The following is a 19,629-nucleotide window of genomic DNA, read 5'->3' as shown; positions in this document are numbered from 1 at the left end:
GACCATCAACAGGCGGTCATTCTTTTTAGTGCGATTCCAATTTCTTTATCTTTTTGTTTTCATATGGTTCGAAGCATGTTCAAAGCCAAAGCCGATTTCTTGGAGTGCCTGCTGAAGGTCGGAGCGGGTTTCCAGCCCTTCTCCAATTTCGATGCCGAGTTCGATCATCGTATCGGCGATCTCCGGACTGATTCCGGTTAAGATGGTGGAACATCCCAACAGTTTAATCCCTCTCACAATTTTAAAAAGATGGTTGACGACAGCGGTGTCAACGAATGGAACTCCGGAGACGTCAATGATTAATTTGCGCGCTTTAAACTCTTTCACTTTAAAAAGAGTCTTCTCGCGAATTTTTTTCGCTCGATATGTATCGACAGTGCCCACAATCGGAAGAATACATATTTTATCGGTGATAGGTATAACGGGCACGGACAACTCATCGACGGTCTCGCGCTGGCTTTTCAGCAATTCGTCTTTATATTGAACATAATAAGCTGTGTAGGAGTTAATCATCATATCAATAATATTATTGACTTTCCGTTCGAGTGAAAAAAACTCATCGATGACCAGACTGGTGCCGGTTTGTTGATAAAAGGAATGAATGGCCTCCCAAATCATGCTTCGGGAAGATTGGAAAAATTCCCAAGCCAGATGAATGGGAAAATCGGTTTTGGCCCTTGATGTACCAAGCTCTTTCGACCAGTCCATGATTTCTTCCGCTTTAATTTCCGGAATACTTCTTACGACAAGGCTTATAAAACGCTTACAATGATTGAACTGTTCCTCTTCTGCGTCGCTGCTTGCGTGAAAGTGATTATAATAGCTTTTATGTTCTTGTAAATATTGAACCCATTGTTTCGCATATTGATCGATGTTTTGAATTAAAAATTCAGTTAACTCATTTTCTAAAGAAATTGTTTTCGCCATAATATCCCTCCTGGAGAATGGATCTAAATGCCGGATGCCTTTTGGAAAGTGCAAACAAAAAGCAGTCCCTTTTCCTTCTTCGCTTTCTACTTGAACGAATGCATTATTGTTTTGCATGGCTGAAAACACTTGCGCCACTCCCATTCCCGTTCCGTCTTCTTTTAAACTGAAGAAAGGGGTGCCAAGCATTCGTAATTTATCTTTCGGGATGCCGACGCCGGTATCCACGATTCTAATATGGACTCCCTCATGATCTTCATACTGTTCAATCGTCAAGATTCCGCCTTTGGGCATCGCTTCGATCGCATTTTTCACAATGTTGAAAAGCGCTTTTTTGATTTGGCCCTTTTTCCCCGTAATAACGGCGCTTGGATGTTCCAATTTTTTGACGACTTTAATGTTATAAAGTTGGTTTTGAAACAGCAGCAAAATCGATTCAATTTCAGCGGAGATGGAAAACGTGGTTCGTTTTTCTTGATCAAATTCCGGTTTGGAAACGCTCATGAGCTCATTTAAAATGGTAATCGCCCGTTCCAGTTCGCTTTGAGCAATTTCGATGTACTCTGGTTTATAGGATTGATTCAATAATTGCAAAAATCCTTTTACAGCTGTTAAAGGGTTTCTTACTTCATGAGCGATGCCGGCTGACATCTCACCGATGGAAGTTAATAAGCTCTCATTCCAATTATTGTGATTTTCTACATTCTTCAGCTGATCAAGGCTGAAGATATACAAATAATGACTTGAGGGCGGATGACCAATGCCTTTATGGAACAAAAAAAGATGAGGTCTTGAGTGAACATGAGCGACAAATTGTTCGCAAGTCCCATCCATACAGTCTTGAAGCTTTTTATTGATGTCCGGATGAGCAAAGCACTGAAAAATATTTTTCGGTTCGGACTGGCTTTTATGCCCTATTAATTTCTGGGCCTTATTGTTCATATATTCAATTTGGCCGTCCGGCTTAAGCAGAATCAAACCATAGTGTACTTCTCTAAATTTCAATTGTTTATAAATGATGGTTCCCCTGCCTTTCATTTAACCATTTCACGGCGCGGATTCTCGTTCCAAAGTCTTCTTTGCTGGTTATCTCAAATTCATCCATTAACCGCTGAACTCCTGATAAACCGAGTCCAAGCCCTTTTTTGGAACGAATCTCACTTTTCAGAACTTTTTCGATCTCTTTGATGCCCGGCCCATGGTCGATAGCCAAAATTTCAATTCCGTAGTCAGGAAAGGGAGTAATAAAAATTTCCCCCTTTACTGCGTAATAGATGATATTGCGTGCCAATTCCATGATCGAAACAACCAGCTTGGTTTGTTGAATTTTGTCCAGTCCAAATTCTTCCGCCACTTTTTTTCCGATGGAACTGGCCATGTACACATCTCTTTCATCATCAATCGCTATTCTGTACACATTTTCTTCGTCCTTTACTCTTACTAGTAATCGATCAAAGTGTAAGCGGAAGTCCTCACTACCGCTTGCTGGAAATTACAGATCAAGATTAATTCTATCAAAATAACTGGTTTTATCTAGTATTTTTTTTGAAAAAATCAAAAAATAAAATCATGATCGTGCAGTTTAAATGTGTAGCCATCTATAGATGGTTTTTTTGCTTCATAAATGATAGCTAGAAGAATGGAGCAAGGTGGAAGCTGTAGTTTGATTCCAAAAAGAAAAAGCCCCTTTCGAAGGTTAGGGGCTTTTGGCTATTTCTTGAAATGGTAAGGAACAGTGGAGACGACAACGTTTTTTGTACGAAGCAAATAGGCTCTAAGCAGCAAACTCGACTGGTTATGCAAAATATGGTGCCATCTTTTGCGCGGCAAAAACTGCGGTATCAAAACGGTTACTTGATAATTGTGATCTTCTGCTTTGTCTTCGATAAAATCAACGAGCCTTCCTATCGGATGAACCAAACTTCGATATTGAGACACAAAGGTTAAAAGCCGCACATCAGGCTGCCATTCTTTCCATTTTTCTTGCATGGCTTCTTCGCTTTCGCGGTCGAACGCCACATAGACAGCAATGACATAATCGCCGATCGATTGGGCATATTTTAATGAGTTTTCCACTACTTTCGTGATTCCGGCGACCGGAACGATGACGACATTGCCCGCAATAGGCGGAGTTTGTTCATCAGGGTTGATCCGCAATTGTTCTCCCACGTTGATATAATGATGCTTAATTTTATAAAACATGGTAATGATTACAGGCAAAAAGACGAAAACAACCCAAACATGAGTAAATTTTGTAATGAACAACGTCAGAACGACCGTAAAGGTTATAAACGCTCCGACAAAGTTAGTCACAAGCTTCCATTGCCATCCTTTTGGTTTTTCCCGAATCCATTTCACAATCATCCCGGTTTGAGAGAGGGTGAAAGGAATGAAAACGCCAACCGCATATAAAGGAATTAAGTTTTCCGTTTTTCCTTTAAACGCGATAATCAGAATCATGGAAGCAATGCTTAAAAACAAAATGCCATTTGAATATCCAAGTCGGTCGCCACGAATGGTAAACATACGCGGCAAATATTTATCTGTCGCCAAGTTGACCGCGAGAAGAGGAAAAGCAGAAAAACCGGTATTCGCTGCCAACACGAGAATTAAGGCGGTCGTTCCTTGTACAAAGTAATACAACGGCGTTCGGCCGAATGTTTCATCCGCAATTTGAGAAACGACGGTTTCGTCCGCTTTCGGACTGATACCGTACCAATAAGCTAAAAAGGTAATGCCGGAAAACAAAATTCCGAGCAAAACGCCCATCATCATAAGCGTGCGGGCCGCATTTTTTTCGGCGGGATCTTTAAAATTCGGAATCGCGTTCGAAACGGCTTCGACGCCTGTTAACGCAGAACATCCGGATGTAAAAGCTTTTAACAATAAAAACATGCTGACGCCATCCACCCAATGTCCCATCGGTTCATGGGCAGTAGCCGGGATTTGGCCGGTGGCGACTTTCTGAATTCCGACCGCAATTAATACAAGCAAGGCCAATACGAACAAATAGACCGGATAGGACAACACGGTTGCCGACTCAGACAGCCCACGCAAGTTTAAAATGGTAATAAAGAGCACAAGAAGAATAGAAATCAGAACGCTGTGGGCATGCAGGGAAGGAAATGCCGAAGTGATGGCGTCCGTCCCTGCGGAAATGCTGACGGCAACGGTTAAAATATAGTCGACCAAGAGCGATCCGCCGGCGACGAGACCAGTTGTTTCGCCCAAGTTGTTTCGAGATACGATATACGCTCCACCGCCGTGAGGGTAGGCGTAAATAATTTGCCGATAGGAGAGGATGAGCGCTATGAGCAGTATCAAAATCCCTACTGCGATTGGAATGGAGTACCAGTAAGCCGCTGCTCCGACAGTAGCTAAGACGATCAGCACTTGTTCGGGACCGTATGCAACGGAAGATAAAGCATCGGATGATAAAATGGCCAGCGCTTTCCTTTTGCTTAATTTATGCTCGCTAAGGGCATTGGTTTTCAGTGGCTTTCCTATCAGCAATCGTTTTAATGTCATATACATAATGGTTTTGCACCTCTTGTTTGAAAATATTGATAAAAGTGGAGATTTCATTTTGCGCAAACAAAAACCGCAGAGGGGAAAATGACTCTGCGGCACTAAAGAGCATAGGCAAAGAGACATCTCCTCTTTTCAAACGCCTACGAGGTTAGCTGTCGGATTAGGGTGGAAAGAGTCACCCCTCCTAAATATTAGGATTCACCCCATGCAGCCCATAAGGCCGCGATTGGTTTCCCCCGCTTCATCATCATGAATTAAGCGATAAAAGATGCTTGGATTAACTTTATTATTTTTAGAATGTTCATATCTTAATCCTGGAAGAGTGAGAATGTAAAGGGAAAAAAATGAAGAAAAACAATCATTTATCATTGTTAAAGCGCTTACAATATGTGTTATCTTTCGCATTCGCTTTTTCTTAAGGACTATCTGGTTCAATGTAAAAAAATAGCCTCTCCAAACTTTACAGTATAGAAAAAACGGACCGTTTTTCCATATATTGCAAGAAAGTTTGAAGGGGCCATTCTTTTCCGGAAGCGAGTCTCAGCTGCTTCGATAAGGTGTCTTCTATTTTATTGAAAAAAGTTCCGTATTCCATTGAGAAAATTTGGCTCGCCTTGAAGAAGGAATCAAAGAAAGAACCACACAATCTTCTTGATTGGAAGAATCTGTCGGACAAGGATAAGCATAAGCACTAGTGCAACAGAACACATACATCATTATTGTCGAGGGCTGGATAAATGGCTATGCTTTCTGGCGTAGATAAAGTAAACAATCGTTCCGAACGCCAGCCAAATGAGAAAAGAAATCCAAGTGACTTTTGGCAAGCTAAGTGACAAGTAAATACAGATCAGAGCACTGATAGCCGGAAGCACAGGAACAAATGGAACGCTGAATGAAGGTTTTAAGTCAGGATATTTTTTCCGTAATACGATAATCGAAATGGAAATTAACGAAAAGGCGGCAAGCGTTCCCATATTGACAAGATGGGCAAGAGTAGTTAAATCCACGAATCCTGCAATAAAGGCAGCGATAATTCCTGTGATCCAAGTGTTGACAAACGGCGTTTTGTAAGTTGGGTGAACACGACCAAGCACTTTTGGAAGCAGACCGTCACGGCTCATCGCATAAGAAAGCCGGACTTGTGCGTAAATCAAAGCGAGCAGAACAGTAGTGATTCCGGCAACGGCGCCTACAGATATAATCCCGGCCAACCGGTCTTGACCGACAAATTTAAGAGCAAAGGCAACCGGGTCGGCGACATTCAGTTTTGTATAAGGGATCATTCCCGTTAGAACAAGAGAAACACCAATATATAAGATCGTACAAATGGCTAAGGAAGCGATAATTCCAATAGGCATATCCCGCTGCGGACGTTTCACTTCCTCGGAAGCAGTGGCAATCACATCAAAACCGATATAAGCAAAGAAAACCGTCGCTGCACTCGTGACGACTCCGCTAAAACCGAATGGCATAAACGGTGTCCAATTATCCGGCTTTACATAGCCAGCGCCCGCAACGATAAAAGCGAGGATCACGGCAAGCTTCACAAGCACCATAATATTGTTGAAACGAGTGCTTTCTTTTACTCCTTTACTGACTAAAGCTGTAATTAACAAAATAATCAGAATTGCCGGTAAATTTACTGCTCCGCCATGTCCGGAACCGGGAGCTGAAGAAAGAATGGCGGGTATTTTTATACCAAATCCCTCAATAAGCGATTGAAAATAAGCCGACCAGCCTGTTGCGACTGCTGAAATGGCCAGCACGTACTCCAACATTAAGTCCCAGCCGATCAAAAAGGCGAAAATTTCGCCAAGTGTCGCATATGTGTACGTATAAACACTTCCGGAAATCGGCACAGCCGATGAAAATTCGGCATAGCAAAAGGCAGCCAACGCGCAGGCGATTCCGGCAAGGATAAAGGAAAGGATAATAGCGGGACCTGCGCTTTGAGCTGCCACAACTCCCGTTACTACAAAAATGCCTGTTCCAATTACACAGCCGACGCCGAGAAAGATCAAGTCCAGCAATCCAAGCGATCTCTTCAACTCTTTCTTCCGGCTCTGCATAAGCATCTCATCGATCGATTTTTTTCGAAATAGTGTACTCATGATGTCCTCCTATTAAAAAATAGTTGAATTTTCAGAAATCTCAATATTGCTACTTTTTGAGTATAATGTCGTACGATGTCGAAGTCAAGATGGAAGCATTAATGAAAGCGATTGAAAAACAAAAAAAGAAAAATTTAATGAAAAATTATTTTATTTAAAAAAGGATGCCGCGTGGATCGACATCCGAAAAGCTGGGAGATCATCAGTTGTAAAAGATGAATTTGGTCAGCTTAACTCTTTTTTCTTTGAGTGTAGAGGGCGCTAAAGAATTCTTTCACCATTTCCGGCGTTTGCTTCGCCGCTGTTGCAGCAGTTTCCAATGAATTCCTGGTGTCTTCGATCTTTTCCAGCATTTGACGCTGATATTCAGAAAGTTTGATGGCTTCCTCTTTGATAAGATCGGTTTGCTCTTGCATACGTTTGATCGTCCCTTGAATGTGTTCGACTTTCGGCCGGGCGGAGCGGTATGTTTTAACGGCAACGCGGTCCAAAAAGATCAGAACTCCGATAAAAAGAATAAGGCTTGCATATAAAATGAAAATCATGAACTTGTTTCCTCCTTCTTTCTTTGCGTCCACTGCATTTATGAAAAGTGTATCGGATTTTGGCGAATGAGGAAAGATCCACATGAAATTCTGTTACGCTTAGGCTAATGGAACTCGTTATATTCCATTGGAAAAATGGATTTTTGGCGATTTTCATCATTGATAATAGCTAAAAAATGAACGGAAAGAAAAAAGGGATAAGTACGGACAATCCATCATAAGAATAGTAAAAAACGTAAGGCCGGATTCTTTTTCAAGCGGAAAGGGAATTCGGCTTTTTCGCTTTAACGGATGGCTATAATGTTGGAGTCAAGGCGCCATTCGAAGGCAGGTTTGTCTTTCGGGATTTTGGGAAAAAGAAGAGAAGAAGTGGTTGAAGTAAAAGAAACATGGACATCGTGAATATGATCGGGGAGTGATGGGATGGCAGAACAAGACTCATTCATGCAGCAGCTGCAATCGCTGTTTTGGAAGCACATGGGAAGAGCCATAGGGCAAACGGAACGTCCCCATGATATTCTCTACCACTACACCAATTTGGATAGTTTCATGGGAATGATTGACAACAGAAGCATCTGGATGTCCAAAGGAAATTTCTTAAACGATTCGGGCGAGCTGGTCTATATTCATCATATTGCCCGCCATGTGCTTGAATTATTTGAACAACACATCAACCAAAAGTACGGAAATGACGTGGAACTTTTGAAATGCCGGAATCGATTTGTGGGAAAAATGAGATGGGCTCTTTCTAAATTTTTGCATGAGATTCATTTGGATCATTTGGAAGTGTACGTATTGTCTTTGACCCCCAATCAAGATTCGTTAACCCTCTGGTACAACTACTCGGGGGGAGACGGCTACAACATCGGCTTTTCTTACGACAAATTGCTGTCTGAAATCAACCGCCTTTCGGAAAACATGGGACAGGAATTCAGCGTTGTCTATGGAAATGTTCTGTACGAAAAAGAAAAGCAAGAACAGACTCTCCTTCATTCATTGATCCGATCGTTTGAATTCCTCCTGCAGCACCGCAGGCAGTTAGACGATGATGAAATGGTTGCCAAATTGCCGGCTTATTTTACGGAAATCATTACATCCTGTTCGATTTTTTTCAAACATGAAGCTTTCAAAAACGAAGAAGAATACCGCATCGCTTTTACACGCAGAAGAAAAGCAAATACCGGCGATGGCAAAGTCTTATTTCGTTCGGCAAACGGCATTATCATTCCTTATATTTCGATTGAATTGAAAGAAAAGCTGCCGGTGAGGCATGTCACCATCGGCCCTAAAAATAATATCGATATTGCCAAAAACGGCGTGGAATACTATTTGCGGAGCAGAGGGTATCCATTGGAGAACATCACCGTCAGCAAATCGGTCGTCTCGCTTCGATACTAAAACGGGAATGAGAATGTACCGGTCGGCCATTTTTACATTTCAGACGGGTGCTCCTATCTTTCTTTATTCACATTCGACGGCAAAAATCCAGCCAATTAAAAACCTCTCCGACAAACGTGTGTGAATGTCGGAGAAGGACGGTTTTAATCAGAAGACTGGGGTTGTTTTTTCAGGCGCAAAGAGGAAAGCATAACGCCGATTAAGCAAATCGCAAACGCCGCCCAGAAGACGGTATGAAGTGCTTGCATCATCAAAGCAGGGTCGCTTTCGTGAGCGGAAACTTGCCCTGAATGGCCGCTCAGCTGATTCATGCGGAACGTCAGCAAAGTGACGGAGAACGAAACGCCTAAAACCATTCCGACATTGCGGACAAGCGCATTCAGCCCTCCCGCCGTTCCCAGCTGCGGACGCGGAACGGCGCCCATCACGCTGGAATTGTTCGGCGACTGGAAGAAACCGTGGCCAAGCCCGAAAATCGCTAAGTGCAAAGCCACGATCCACATGCTTTCTTTCATTGACAACGTATTTAACAGTGCGAACCCAATCGCATTCAAAAGCAATCCTCCGGTCGTTAAATATGACGACCCGATTTTATCGGAAAGCCAGCCCGCAAACGGAGCGACAACCGCCATCACCATCGGGTAAACCATCATCGCATAACCGGTTTTTTCCGGAGAGAATCCGAGAATGTTTTGCAAGTAAAATGGCATCATTACGTTCGAGCAGAAAAGGGCAACAAACGACAATAACGCCGTGATATTGCCGATACGGAACGCGCGAATCCGGTACAGAGAAAAGTCAAGCATCGGAAAGCGAGTTTTTCGTTCCCAAATGAAAAACGCAAATAAGAAAATGATCGCCAAAAGCCCGAGCGAAAGCGTTCTGTTGGACCCCCAGCCCCATTCTTCGCCTTTAGAGGCCGTGTACAAGAAGGCGACCATTCCGATCATAAACAAAACCGAGCCCGTATAATCGAAAGGTTCTTGATGGCTGTTTCTTTTTGAGCGGGGCAAAATAAACCAGCCGGCAATAAAGCCGATGATCCCAATGGGAATGTTCACGAAAAAGATCGCCGGCCAGCCAAAATGGCCGATTAAAATCCCGCCGATCCCCGGACCCGTCAGCGATCCGATCGACACCATCGCTCCTGTAATCCCCATTGCCCGGCCGCGTCCTCCGCTGGCAAATGTCACCGATACAATCGCTTGGTTGTTCGCCATCATACAGGCCGCACCGATCGCTTGAACGATCCGGGCCAGTATCAATCCGGTTAGCGAATGAGAAAGTCCGCACCATAACGACCCCAGCGTAAAGATCAAAAACCCGTAATTATAAATCCGCGTACGTCCCACCATGTCGGAAATTTTCCCCACAACGGGCAAAAGGGCGCAAATCGTCAGCAGATACGCGTTTAACACCCACTGCACATCTCCCATGGACGTATGAGTGTCGCGGGCAATCGACGGCAGCGCCACATTGGCGATGCTGCCATCCAATGTGGCCATAAACGTCCCGACCGACACCGTCGCCAAAATCCACCAGCGCCTTTTCGACGAAGCCGCTTGCCCTGCTGCCGGACTGCCGTGTCTGTTTTCTTCCATATAAAAACCCTCTCCACCTGAGAATGAAAAACGGAATCAAGCATTTTTATGAAAAAATCGTCCTTAATTTTATGTAAAAATATCACAAATGGAAAGGAAATATCAACTGATGGGCATAGAAGATACAGAAAAGATGATATTAAAAAATCCGGCAGCTCGGCTGTCGGATTTTTTAAGTTAAATACTTACATCAATCTTATGTCCGGATGTCGGATGGGGAGCGGGAACGGCTGATTGCTGAATCATGTTGATCATTTCTTGGCTTTGAATCTGAACCGTATCCATCGCTTTCCGTGTCAGGGCAATCCCGACGCTTTGCTACAGCTGGATTTGATGTAAGCCAACCGATAACGCGGCAATATCCATAGAATATCCTCCTCTCATACAAATTTTGCTCATTTTACCATAACACCCAAAAAATTTTTTCAAATCTATTAAAACAATTTCCTCCCTTGCCGATATAAAACATGAACGAGGAAATAGGGCGGCCGACCTATTGTCCTCAACTTCACACGGATGTGAACCAAAACCAATTCAAGGAGGAAAAGAACGTGATTATCAACCACAATATCGCAGCGTTAAATACGTTGAACAGATTGAACATTGCAACGAATGCACAAAGCAAATCCATGGAAAAATTATCTTCCGGTCTTCGTATCAACCGTGCAGGAGACGACGCCGCTGGTCTGGCCATCTCTGAGAAAATGCGTGCGCAAATTCGTGGGTTAGACCAAGCATCTCGTAACGCTCAAGACGGTATTTCTTTAATTCAAACCGCTGAAGGTGCATTAAACGAAACTCATAGCATTTTACAACGTATGCGTGAATTGGCCGTTCAAGCTGCTAACGATACGAACACTGACACAGACCGTCAAGAACTTCAAAAAGAGGTAAACCAGCTTGCTAATGAAATTACTCGTATCGGAAATAACACAGAATTTAACACGAAAAAATTATTAGATGGAAATTTCACAGGTACTTTCCAAATCGGTGCTAACTCAGGTCAAAACCTTTCTATTTCTATTAATGATATGCGTGCAGAGGCTCTTAAAGTAGGTACTGAATATACAGTGAAAAATTCCGGTGCTGCGAATTTACTGATGTCAGGTACAAGTGTAATTGCTCAATGGGTAAGTGGTGGAGATGCTAGTACGGGAGTAGCTGGATTCTATACAAGTGGAGATTCCAGTTCTTTGTCTAAACTTGTCTTTGCTAGCGATAATAAATTATCTTCTGGTTCAAGTGTTGAAGTGGGTATCAAAATCTCTTCCCAATCTGAAGCTGATGATGCTATTACAATAATTGACAAAGCGATAGAAAAAGTTTCTGCGGAACGTTCTAAACTTGGTGCTACTCAAAACCGTTTAGAACATACCATTAATAACTTAAGTACATCTTCTGAAAACTTAACAGCTGCTGAATCTCGTATTCGTGACGTTGATATGGCAAAAGAAATGATGGAACAAACAAAAGCGTCCATTCTTGCTCAAGCTGCACAAGCTATGTTGGCTCAAGCGAATCAACAACCGCAAGGAGTGCTTCAACTTCTTCGTTAATTGGAATGAATAAGTGGTCTTCTCTTTGGGGAAGATCACTTTTTATCTTTCATTTCTCACTTCTACCCTCTTTTGATAAATCTTCAATCTTATTTTCACAAAAACTATCACTCAATTTTCCTTTTTAATGTCCGATAATATTAAGTAGGAAAGTTCTTTTTATGATAGTAAGTCGGAGGACAATTATGATTATAAAAATAAATAATAAAACGTGGGAATTGGATCAACCAAGTGTTAATGATGTGATAGAAAAAATCAATGCCGAAACGAATGATCACTACTTTTTTAGCCATTTCATTGCGGATGGAAAAGAAATCTATGAGAATCATGAATTATTTTTAGAAGATCATCTTACGGGCATCAGTGAGTTGGAGATTGTTCTGAAAACAGTGAAACAGTTTATTAATGACATTCTCCTTTCTGCAAGTGAGTATATCCAAAGAGCAAAACCGGAACTACCACCTTTAGTTGATGATTTTTACAACCATGCAGATAAATTTACATGGAATCGATTCGTCGCTTTTCTCGAAGGCCTGGAGTGGCTGAATCAAATGATTGCAGTAATTGATGGAACAAAGCAGCGTCCTATAAATTGGGATCAATATTTAATCATAGCGGGGGCGATGAAGGAACATTTAGAAACTTTGCAAGAAGCGTTGGAAAATCAAGATGAAGTGTTAATTGCCGATACGATTCAATACGAACTGCTTCCACTATTGGAAAAACTGGAAAAAGAAATTGGAATAACGATAGATCAAGAGGGATATCGCTATGATATTAGTTGATAATCGTACGTATTTAAATTTGTACCATCGAGAATTGTTTCAGAAATTGTTGCCGCTGGAATCGCAAGTGAGCGATCAAGTTATAGTGGAGCCGACCAAAAAAGGCTCTTTGACGATGAAAATAAAATGGAATGACAAAATTCGTTATCTTCACAGCAAATACGATCCGGAACATGAAGCAGCAAGGCTGATTGAAAAATGGACAAATGTTGAGCAATATGAACAAGTTCTTTTTGTAGGAATTGGGCTAGGGTACCATATAAAACAATTCGCCAATCAATATCCAGCTATGAAATTTTCTATTTATGAACCAAATCCAGAAGTGTTGGTTCAATTTTTTACGCACATCAACATAAAGGATTGGCCTTTAAAAAATGTACAGTCTATTTTTACTGGAACTGACAAGCAGCAATTAACAATCGAGATTCAAAAATTGTTGAATAACGGGAAAAATATACTCGTGATTCCTCTAACGGCTTATGAAACAATTTACGTGAATGAATTAACGTTTATTATGAAGGCATTGAAAGAACAATTGTTACATGAAAGAACTAATGTAGCAACGAATGCAGCGTTTCAAAAGCGATGGACGATCAACTCAATTAAAAATTTTCCATACGTGATGAAAACACCCAATATTTTACATGATGTCAATCCATCGATTTTTAAAGACAAACCAGCTATTATTGTGTCAGCAGGTCCTTCTCTTTCGGAGGAATTTGAAAACTTAAGATATATTAAAGAACATGGATTAGCCTACATTTTTTCAGTTGGGTCGGCTATTAACGCTTTGATCAGTCATGATATTTATCCAGATGCGGCGTGTACGTATGACCCGCAGGCTCACAATTATCGCGTTATCCAAATCATAAAAGATAAAGGAATTACGGAAATTCCGCTAATATTCGGAAGTACAGTCGGATATGAAACGTTAGAAAACTATCCCGGTCCCATGCTGCATATGTTGATTAATCAAGATACCATTTCTTCTTATTTTTTACACAGTAATGAGAGTAAAAATTTAGAAATATTGCATGATGCCCCTTCTATAGCAGTTGTAACTTTTGAACTGTTATGTAGACTAAGAGCAAGTCCTATCATTTTAGTTGGGCAAAATTTAGCTTATTTACAAAATCGCCATTATGCTGAAGGAATCAGTTATGGAAATGGTTCAGAATTTATTTCAGATGATAAACTAAAGAATTTACCAACTGTGAAAAATGTTTATGGGGAAGAAGTACCTACAAACGAAGGATTTAATCAAATGCGCCGTCAACTAGAACTATTTATTCAGTCTCATCCACGAGTAAAGGTCATTAACACAACAAAAGGAGGAGCACATATAGAAGGGACAGAATTTATCGAATTGGATCAAGTGATGCAGCAATACTTAACGAGTAAGTCGGTAAAAAACGACTGGTATAAAACTACCAATCAATATGAAAAAAAAGATCTATCCATTCACATTAAAAAAGCGGAACAAGAATTCCTTAATTTGGAAAAAAATTTCTCAAACCTTTATGAAGTATTGAACAATTTAGATCGATTAACAAAATTGAATTCTCAAAAGAACTTGGAAAATGAGTTCAAAAAATTTGATAAAGCCTTTGGAAAATTAACTAAAAATGTATTTTATAAAATCTTTATTCACCCGATGATGAAAGTCCAAAATAAACGGCTCGAAGAAACATTTCAAATGATTCGTTTTCACAAAAATGCGGTGGAAAAGGCTAAAATTATTGTTCAACAAACCAACAGGTTTATTGCGGATTGCCAGGCGCATGTTCAATTTGTGAAACCATACTATAAAGAGCTAAAAGATTTTATTGAAAGTGAAATTTAAAATATTACAATGTCCAGTTTTGAAGTTTTCTCCTTTTCTATAATGGTTTAATCTATGTTTTTTGATCAACCAAAATATGAGATTATGTACATTGAATTTTATATTATGTGAAATATCTTCCATAGTTTTTTACAGCGATGGACTATTCGATACTTTTAAAGCAAAACAAGACTACTTAGAGAGGGTACAGTATCATGTTTAGTTTGAATGGAAAAAACGTTCTTGTTACGGGTGGAACAGGTTCTTTTGGCAAAAAGTTTGTCAAAAAAGTATTAGAGTATAATGTGAAGAAAGTCATCGTCTTCAGCAGAGATGAATTAAAGCAATTTGAAATGTCTCAGGAGTATAAAGATCCAAGAATCCGATTTTTTATTGGAGATGTTCGGGACAAAGACCGCCTATACCGCGCTTTTGACGGAGTGGATGTTGTGGTTCACGCGGCGGCAATGAAACAAGTACCGGCCTGTGAATACAACCCGTTTGAAGCGGTAAAAACAAACATTTACGGAGCTGAAAATATTATTGAAGCCGCTATCGACCGCGGTGTTAAACGGGTGATTGCTTTGAGTACTGATAAAGCAGCTGCCCCCATTAATTTGTATGGTGCCACCAAATTAGCTTCAGACAAATTATTTGTAGCGGCCAACTCTTATGTGGGAGACAAAGATACCCGCTTTGCGGTCGTCCGCTACGGGAATGTGGTCGGCAGCCGAGGCAGCGTCATTCCGTTTTTTAAGAAGATGGCAAAAACGGGGAAACTACCGGTGACAGATGAACGCATGACCCGATTCTGGATTTCCCTTGATCAAGGTGTTCAGTTTGTCATTGATTCCCTTGCACGAATGAAGGGCGGGGAAATTTTTGTTCCGAAAATCCCCAGCATGAAAATTGTCGATCTGGCCAAAGCGATCGCACCGGATGCTGAAATCGAGATCGTCGGCATCCGTCCGGGAGAAAAACTGCATGAAACGATGATTACGGAAGACGACTCAAGACATACTGTCGAGTTTGATCGTTATTATGTCATTGTCCCTGAATTTTCTTGGTGCCCGCAAGAATATGTGAAACAGGGTAAAAATTTACCAGAAGGATTTAAATATACGAGTGATACGAACACGGAATGGTTGACGGTTGAGGAATTACGGACATTAGTTGAGGAATTTTAATTTTTTCATTTAAAAATAAGAAAATACGTCTTTATTCTTAATATATATTGATTGTTTTTGAGCACACCACGAATTTTAAAAAACTATATTAACTTTGAAAGGAAAAAAAAGATGAATAATGACGTAAGTATTTCAGATTTAGAAAAAGCTGTTCCTTTTGACAGTAAAATTAGGCGTCTAAATCAAGAAATAATTATTTTTGGAGCTAGTCAAGGAGGACTTATAGCTAAAAAATTTCTAGAGGAAAAGGGCAAGAAAATAATTCTATATTGTGATAACGATGAAAATAAATGGGGAAAATTTATTGACGATATCCCAATAATTTCACCAATGGAATTAAAGAATTTAAGAATCAAATCTTTTTTGATTGGTATTGCTAGTAAATGGTATGGACAAATAATGGAACAATTGAATAAAATGGGGTTCCAGAATTATTTTTATATTCCTGTTGATATTATTAAACTAGATGCTGAACGTCCATACAATGTTTTAAATGAAATAATAGATAACAAAAATAAAATTGAAGAAGTTTATTCAATGTTATCAGATGAAGAATCTAAAAAAATCTTTATGAGCATGTTATTACATAGAATTACAGGAGATTTTAACGTTATAAAAACGTCTTTATATAGACAGTATCTTTGTCCTCTAATTTCTAGTCAAAGGTATAAGTATATCATTGATTGTGGAGCTTTTGACGGTGATACTATCACGCTATTCTCTAATTTTTTAGCTGAAAGTGAATCTTTAATTTATGGATTTGAACCCTCTCCGTCAGTTTTTAGAAAGTTAGATAAAAATGTCAAAAAAATTTATCAAAAAAATATTGTAATAGAAAAAATGGGTGTATGGTCAGATAGTACAGAATTATATTTTTCAAATACTAGAGAGAAAGGATTAGATAAAATAGAAAATAATGGTAATATCTCTATTAAAGTTATTTCTTTAGATGAATATTTTTCTTCAATACCTTTACATAATCCTACTTTTATTAAAATGGATATTGAAGGAGCTGAATTACAGGCGTTAAAGGGTTCAAAACATATTATAAGCGAGTATAACCCTTATTTAGCCATATGTATTTATCATGATATTACTCATTTCTGGGAAGTACCTTTATTAATTAAAGAATTTAATGCAAATTATGAGTTTTATGTAGGTCACCATAGTAAAGATGTTACTGAAACAGTATTATATGCAATTCCTATAGGGAAAAAATAACACTATTTTAGAACTATATTTGTTAAAAAAACACTATAAAAATATCTAATGGTGATAAAGAATGACGTCTATTTGCGCGGTTATTCCATCTTTTAACTCAGAATTATATATTGAACAAACGATTAATAGTCTTTTAAATCAGACAAGACCACTTGATAAAATAATTATTGTTGATGATTGTAGTCAAGATAGTACAGTACAGGTAGTTAATAAAATGATAAAGAAAAACAAAAAATTAAAACTTATTCAATTAGAGGAAAATTTTGGTGCTGCGCATGCACGGAATGTTGGAGTTGAGCAATCAAACTGCGAATGGATTTTGTTTATGGATTCTGATGATATTGCCCATCCAACGTTAGTGGAAGAACTCGAAACATATTTGGATGATTTAAATAAAAAAAGCAATGAAAAAGAATATTTTCTTGTTCATCCGAACTATCGTCATATCGATGAGAATGGAGTAGTTGTTGATGAGTTACAATTCGGTCGTCAGTATAAAAAAGAAGAAGCTCTCGGTTTTCTGCTATTGAGAAATACGATTGCTACCACAAGTGGTGTGCTAGCTAGTCGAGAATTGCTTCGACGAGTCGGTGGTTTTAATACAAATTATCGTTATTCTGAAGATTGGGATTTATGGCTGCGTATAAGTGAACATAGTGGAATAGCACATATCGATAAATACTTAGTTGACATTAGAAGACATTCTAATAATTTATCTGCTAGTCTGTCGAAGATGAAATAAAAGTTCTATCTTCTTATTCTTTAGAAAAGATGAGAGATGCTATATTTAGAAGATCTTTATCTTATACTCAAAATGCATGTGATTATGTTTCTCTTCTTTTCCGCTTAGAAAAATGGCAAGAGGGATATAGAATTTTAATAAAATTAGAAGATGATAAAGATAATGAGATGATTTCATTTTTAAAAGGAATTTATTTTTTAAAAATGAAAGACCTTCTAGAGGCTGAACGCTCTTTTATAAATGTCATTAATATTAGTCCGAATGATGGGGCTTCATTGAATAACTTAGGAGCAATAAATTTAATTAATGGAAAAATAAAGGATGGAAAAATGTTCTTACTGAAAGCTATTGAGTTATATCCTAATTATTTTGATGCAAATTACAATTTACAGATGAAAGCTCCTTATACTTTGGAGTCTGTGAGGTTTACATGGAGAAAGCTGCGTTCTAAATTAATTTCTTATAGTCAACAATAAAGGATTAAATGATAAATAGTAAGCAAAAACTGTACGGTTGGAACGACGATTAAATATCTTGATAAAAATAAAATGAGGGTTTTTCATGAACGTTCTTATCACTAGTATTTCCGGAAAAGTGCCATTAATTCTGTTAGTTAAAGATGCTATGAATCGTCTAAATAAAGAAGGGAAATTGTTTGGGGGGGATGTAAATAAGCAGTGTATCGGCCGATATTTTGTAGACTATTTTTGGCATATGCCCTTGCTTCAAGAGCTGTCAATCAATGAAATTGTGGAATACTGTCATTCTCATAATATCTTTGCTATTATTCCTACGCGTAACGATGAACTTTTGTATTTTGCTCGAAATGAACATTTTTTTAAAAATAACGGTATCAAAATTATGGTTTCTAACCTTTCTTCTTTAGAAAAAACTTTAAATAAATTAATATTTTTTAAAGAAGGAAAAAAGCTAGGCTTCCCAATGATTTACACTTCTGAAAGTATAGATGCTATTTGTGCAGATTCTTTTGTTGTAAAAGAATGTTTTGGATCAGGCTCTAAAAATATTGCTGTTAATGTTTCCAAGGAAGAGGCAGTTTGTCGTTCAAAATTGCTAAATTCACCAATTTATCAACCTTTTATTGATGGGAAAGAATATAGTATTGATGTTTATGTTGACAAAAATGGAAAAAGCAAAGGAGTAATTGCAAGGAAGCGTGTTCTTGTTGTTGGAGGAGAGTCTCAAATTACACAAACGGTAAGAAATCTTGAACTTGAAGAGCTTGGTAAGAAAGTAGCTGAATCTTTTGAGCTCTATGGACATGTGATGTTTCAAGTCATAGTCGATAAAAAGGGAACCCCTAACATAGTGGAATGTAATCCTCGCTTTGGCGGTGCGTCTACATTAAGTGTTGCAGCTGGTTTGGATAGTTTTTATTGGTTTCTTCTTGAATCATTAGGGGAGAATCTTGATGCTTATCCGTTTAATAGGAGTGTTCGAGAGTTAACATTAATTCGGTATGCTAAGGATATGATAATATGAAAGTAGTTGTATTCGATCTTGATGATACACTATATGATGAACTAACGTTTGTGAGAAGCGGTTTTTGAGCAGTAGCCGCTTTTTTGCGTAATATAATTAACATAGGTGAAGAAGAATTATTCGAATGGATGTGGACGCGCTTACAAACAAATGGTCGCGGAGCCATTTTTGATGATTTATTACATCACTTTGGTGCTTACTCTAAAACAATGGTGCGAAAATGTATATCTGTCTATCGAATGCATAAACCGAATATTGTGCTTCCTGAAACAACGATAGCATGTCTTGAACAACTTAAAGATCGTCCCCTATATATTGTGACAGACGGAAACAAAATCGTTCAGCACAATAAACTGGAAGCACTTCATCTATATGAAAAAATGAAACACTGCTATGTGACTCATCGATATGGTATTCATAATGCTAAACCTTCTCCATATTGTTTTATGCATATAGTAAAGAGGGAAAGGGTTAACCCACATGACGTTGTCTATATTGGAGATAACCCTAAAAAAGATTTTGTAGGTATCAAGCCTCTTGGGTTTAAAACGATTCGGGTAATGACAGGGCAGTATCGATCTATAGAAATGCCAAAAGAATACGAAGCAGATATCCGTATTGAATCTTTAATACAACTAAAAGATGTGTTAAATGAATAAAAATGGTATTTTTAATAATCTGAGATCATATTACAAGAAAT

At 38.9% G+C, this 19,629-nt stretch carries 17 protein-coding genes and 1 riboswitch; of the genes, 10 read left to right on the top strand and 7 right to left on the bottom strand.

Annotation, left to right across the window (positions count from 1 at the left end):
• Window positions 1-45 precede the first annotated feature (45 nt).
• The 5 genes from NST12_RS13960 to NST12_RS13940 form a co-directional block, all read right to left on the bottom strand.
• Window positions 46-1,905, bottom strand: coding sequence for an ATP-binding protein (locus NST12_RS13960; RefSeq protein WP_341101603.1), 1,860 nt, complete (start codon window positions 1,903-1,905; stop codon window positions 46-48).
• A 31-nt stretch (window positions 1,906-1,936) separates the two neighbouring features.
• Complete coding sequence (locus tag NST12_RS13955; protein WP_048624048.1) at window positions 1,937-2,344, bottom strand: anti-sigma regulatory factor; 408 nt, start codon at window positions 2,342-2,344, stop codon at window positions 1,937-1,939.
• 293 nt (window positions 2,345-2,637) lie between these two features.
• Window positions 2,638-4,461 carry an APC family permease gene (locus tag NST12_RS13950; RefSeq protein WP_048624047.1) on the bottom strand — a complete coding sequence of 608 codons (1,824 nt, stop codon included), beginning with the start codon at window positions 4,459-4,461 and terminating at the stop codon, window positions 2,638-2,640.
• Between the two features lie 118 nt (window positions 4,462-4,579).
• A riboswitch (cyclic di-AMP (ydaO/yuaA leader) is annotated at window positions 4,580-4,729 on the bottom strand.
• Window positions 4,730-5,174: 445 nt separating this feature from the next.
• The gene (locus NST12_RS13945; protein ID WP_341101601.1) at window positions 5,175-6,569 is read right to left on the bottom strand and encodes an amino acid permease; all 1,395 of its coding nucleotides are present in this window, start codon (window positions 6,567-6,569) and stop codon (window positions 5,175-5,177) included.
• A gap of 230 nt (window positions 6,570-6,799) precedes the next feature.
• Window positions 6,800-7,114: a hypothetical protein gene (locus NST12_RS13940; RefSeq protein ID WP_327824801.1), complete on the bottom strand. Its 315-nt coding sequence runs from the start codon at window positions 7,112-7,114 to the stop codon at window positions 6,800-6,802.
• 423 nt (window positions 7,115-7,537) lie between these two features.
• Between NST12_RS13940 and NST12_RS13935 the strand changes: the two genes are divergently transcribed.
• Entirely contained in the window at window positions 7,538-8,512 is a 975-nt protein-coding gene (locus tag NST12_RS13935; RefSeq protein WP_341101599.1) for a DUF2971 domain-containing protein, read from the top strand.
• A gap of 143 nt (window positions 8,513-8,655) precedes the next feature.
• Here the strand turns inward: NST12_RS13935 and NST12_RS13930 are convergent, their stop codons facing one another.
• Together NST12_RS13930 and NST12_RS13925 are read right to left on the bottom strand one after the other, a co-directional pair.
• On the bottom strand, window positions 8,656-10,113 hold the full coding sequence (locus NST12_RS13930) for an MFS transporter (protein WP_341101597.1): 1,458 nt from the start codon (window positions 10,111-10,113) through the stop codon (window positions 8,656-8,658).
• 177 nt (window positions 10,114-10,290) lie between these two features.
• Entirely contained in the window at window positions 10,291-10,419 is a 129-nt protein-coding gene (locus tag NST12_RS13925) for a putative motility protein (RefSeq protein WP_341102243.1), read from the bottom strand.
• A gap of 245 nt (window positions 10,420-10,664) precedes the next feature.
• Between NST12_RS13925 and NST12_RS13920 the strand changes: the two genes are divergently transcribed.
• From NST12_RS13920 to NST12_RS13880, 9 genes are all read left to right on the top strand, one after another.
• On the top strand, window positions 10,665-11,669 hold the full coding sequence (locus NST12_RS13920; protein WP_340396699.1) for a flagellin N-terminal helical domain-containing protein: 1,005 nt from the start codon (window positions 10,665-10,667) through the stop codon (window positions 11,667-11,669).
• 185 nt (window positions 11,670-11,854) lie between these two features.
• Window positions 11,855-12,454 carry a hypothetical protein gene (locus tag NST12_RS13915; protein ID WP_341101595.1) on the top strand — a complete coding sequence of 200 codons (600 nt, stop codon included), beginning with the start codon at window positions 11,855-11,857 and terminating at the stop codon, window positions 12,452-12,454.
• Window positions 12,441-14,297, top strand: a complete 1,857-nt coding sequence (locus tag NST12_RS13910; protein WP_341101591.1) for a motility associated factor glycosyltransferase family protein — start codon at window positions 12,441-12,443, stop codon at window positions 14,295-14,297. Before NST12_RS13915 ends, NST12_RS13910 begins: the two co-directional genes overlap by 14 nt.
• Window positions 14,298-14,491: 194 nt before the next feature.
• Window positions 14,492-15,463 carry a UDP-N-acetylglucosamine 4,6-dehydratase (inverting) gene (gene pseB, locus NST12_RS13905; protein ID WP_341101589.1) on the top strand — a complete coding sequence of 324 codons (972 nt, stop codon included), beginning with the start codon at window positions 14,492-14,494 and terminating at the stop codon, window positions 15,461-15,463.
• A gap of 111 nt (window positions 15,464-15,574) precedes the next feature.
• On the top strand, window positions 15,575-16,684 hold the full coding sequence (locus NST12_RS13900; RefSeq protein WP_341101587.1) for an FkbM family methyltransferase: 1,110 nt from the start codon (window positions 15,575-15,577) through the stop codon (window positions 16,682-16,684).
• A gap of 61 nt (window positions 16,685-16,745) precedes the next feature.
• A complete protein-coding gene (locus NST12_RS13895) occupies window positions 16,746-17,426 on the top strand; it encodes a glycosyltransferase family 2 protein (RefSeq protein WP_341101585.1) in 681 nt (226 codons plus the stop codon).
• Between the two features lie 29 nt (window positions 17,427-17,455).
• Complete coding sequence (locus NST12_RS13890; protein ID WP_341101584.1) at window positions 17,456-17,902, top strand: tetratricopeptide repeat protein; 447 nt, start codon at window positions 17,456-17,458, stop codon at window positions 17,900-17,902.
• Between the two features lie 85 nt (window positions 17,903-17,987).
• Complete coding sequence (locus tag NST12_RS13885; protein ID WP_341101582.1) at window positions 17,988-18,929, top strand: ATP-grasp domain-containing protein; 942 nt, start codon at window positions 17,988-17,990, stop codon at window positions 18,927-18,929.
• 83 nt (window positions 18,930-19,012) lie between these two features.
• The gene (locus NST12_RS13880) at window positions 19,013-19,588 is read left to right on the top strand and encodes an HAD family hydrolase (RefSeq protein ID WP_341101580.1); all 576 of its coding nucleotides are present in this window, start codon (window positions 19,013-19,015) and stop codon (window positions 19,586-19,588) included.
• The last annotated feature ends 41 nt before the right edge of the window (window positions 19,589-19,629 follow it).

The organism is Bacillus sp. FSL W8-1127, assembly GCF_038006725.1.
Classification (GTDB): Bacteria; Bacillota; Bacilli; order Bacillales; family DSM-4216; genus Bacillus_O; species Bacillus_O smithii.
This window is presented reverse-complemented; position numbering and strand designations above follow the sequence as displayed.

Excerpts from the sequence above, each read along its gene's own strand:
- NST12_RS13930 (WP_341101597.1), bottom strand. The coding sequence starts at position 10,113 with ATGGAAGAAAACAGACACGGCAGTCCGGCAGCAGGGCAAGCGGCTTCG.
- NST12_RS13910 (WP_341101591.1), top strand. The coding sequence starts at position 12,441 with ATGATATTAGTTGATAATCGTACGTATTTAAATTTGTACCATCGAGAA.
- NST12_RS13945 (WP_341101601.1), bottom strand. The coding sequence starts at position 6,569 with ATGAGTACACTATTTCGAAAAAAATCGATCGATGAGATGCTTATGCAG.
- NST12_RS13935 (WP_341101599.1), top strand. The coding sequence starts at position 7,538 with ATGGCAGAACAAGACTCATTCATGCAGCAGCTGCAATCGCTGTTTTGG.
- pseB (WP_341101589.1), top strand. The coding sequence starts at position 14,492 with ATGTTTAGTTTGAATGGAAAAAACGTTCTTGTTACGGGTGGAACAGGT.
- NST12_RS13890 (WP_341101584.1), top strand. The coding sequence starts at position 17,456 with ATGAGAGATGCTATATTTAGAAGATCTTTATCTTATACTCAAAATGCA.
- NST12_RS13895 (WP_341101585.1), top strand. The coding sequence starts at position 16,746 with ATGACGTCTATTTGCGCGGTTATTCCATCTTTTAACTCAGAATTATAT.
- NST12_RS13885 (WP_341101582.1), top strand. The coding sequence starts at position 17,988 with ATGAACGTTCTTATCACTAGTATTTCCGGAAAAGTGCCATTAATTCTG.
- NST12_RS13915 (WP_341101595.1), top strand. The coding sequence starts at position 11,855 with ATGATTATAAAAATAAATAATAAAACGTGGGAATTGGATCAACCAAGT.
- NST12_RS13940 (WP_327824801.1), bottom strand. The coding sequence starts at position 7,114 with ATGATTTTCATTTTATATGCAAGCCTTATTCTTTTTATCGGAGTTCTG.
- NST12_RS13900 (WP_341101587.1), top strand. The coding sequence starts at position 15,575 with ATGAATAATGACGTAAGTATTTCAGATTTAGAAAAAGCTGTTCCTTTT.
- NST12_RS13950 (WP_048624047.1), bottom strand. The coding sequence starts at position 4,461 with ATGTATATGACATTAAAACGATTGCTGATAGGAAAGCCACTGAAAACC.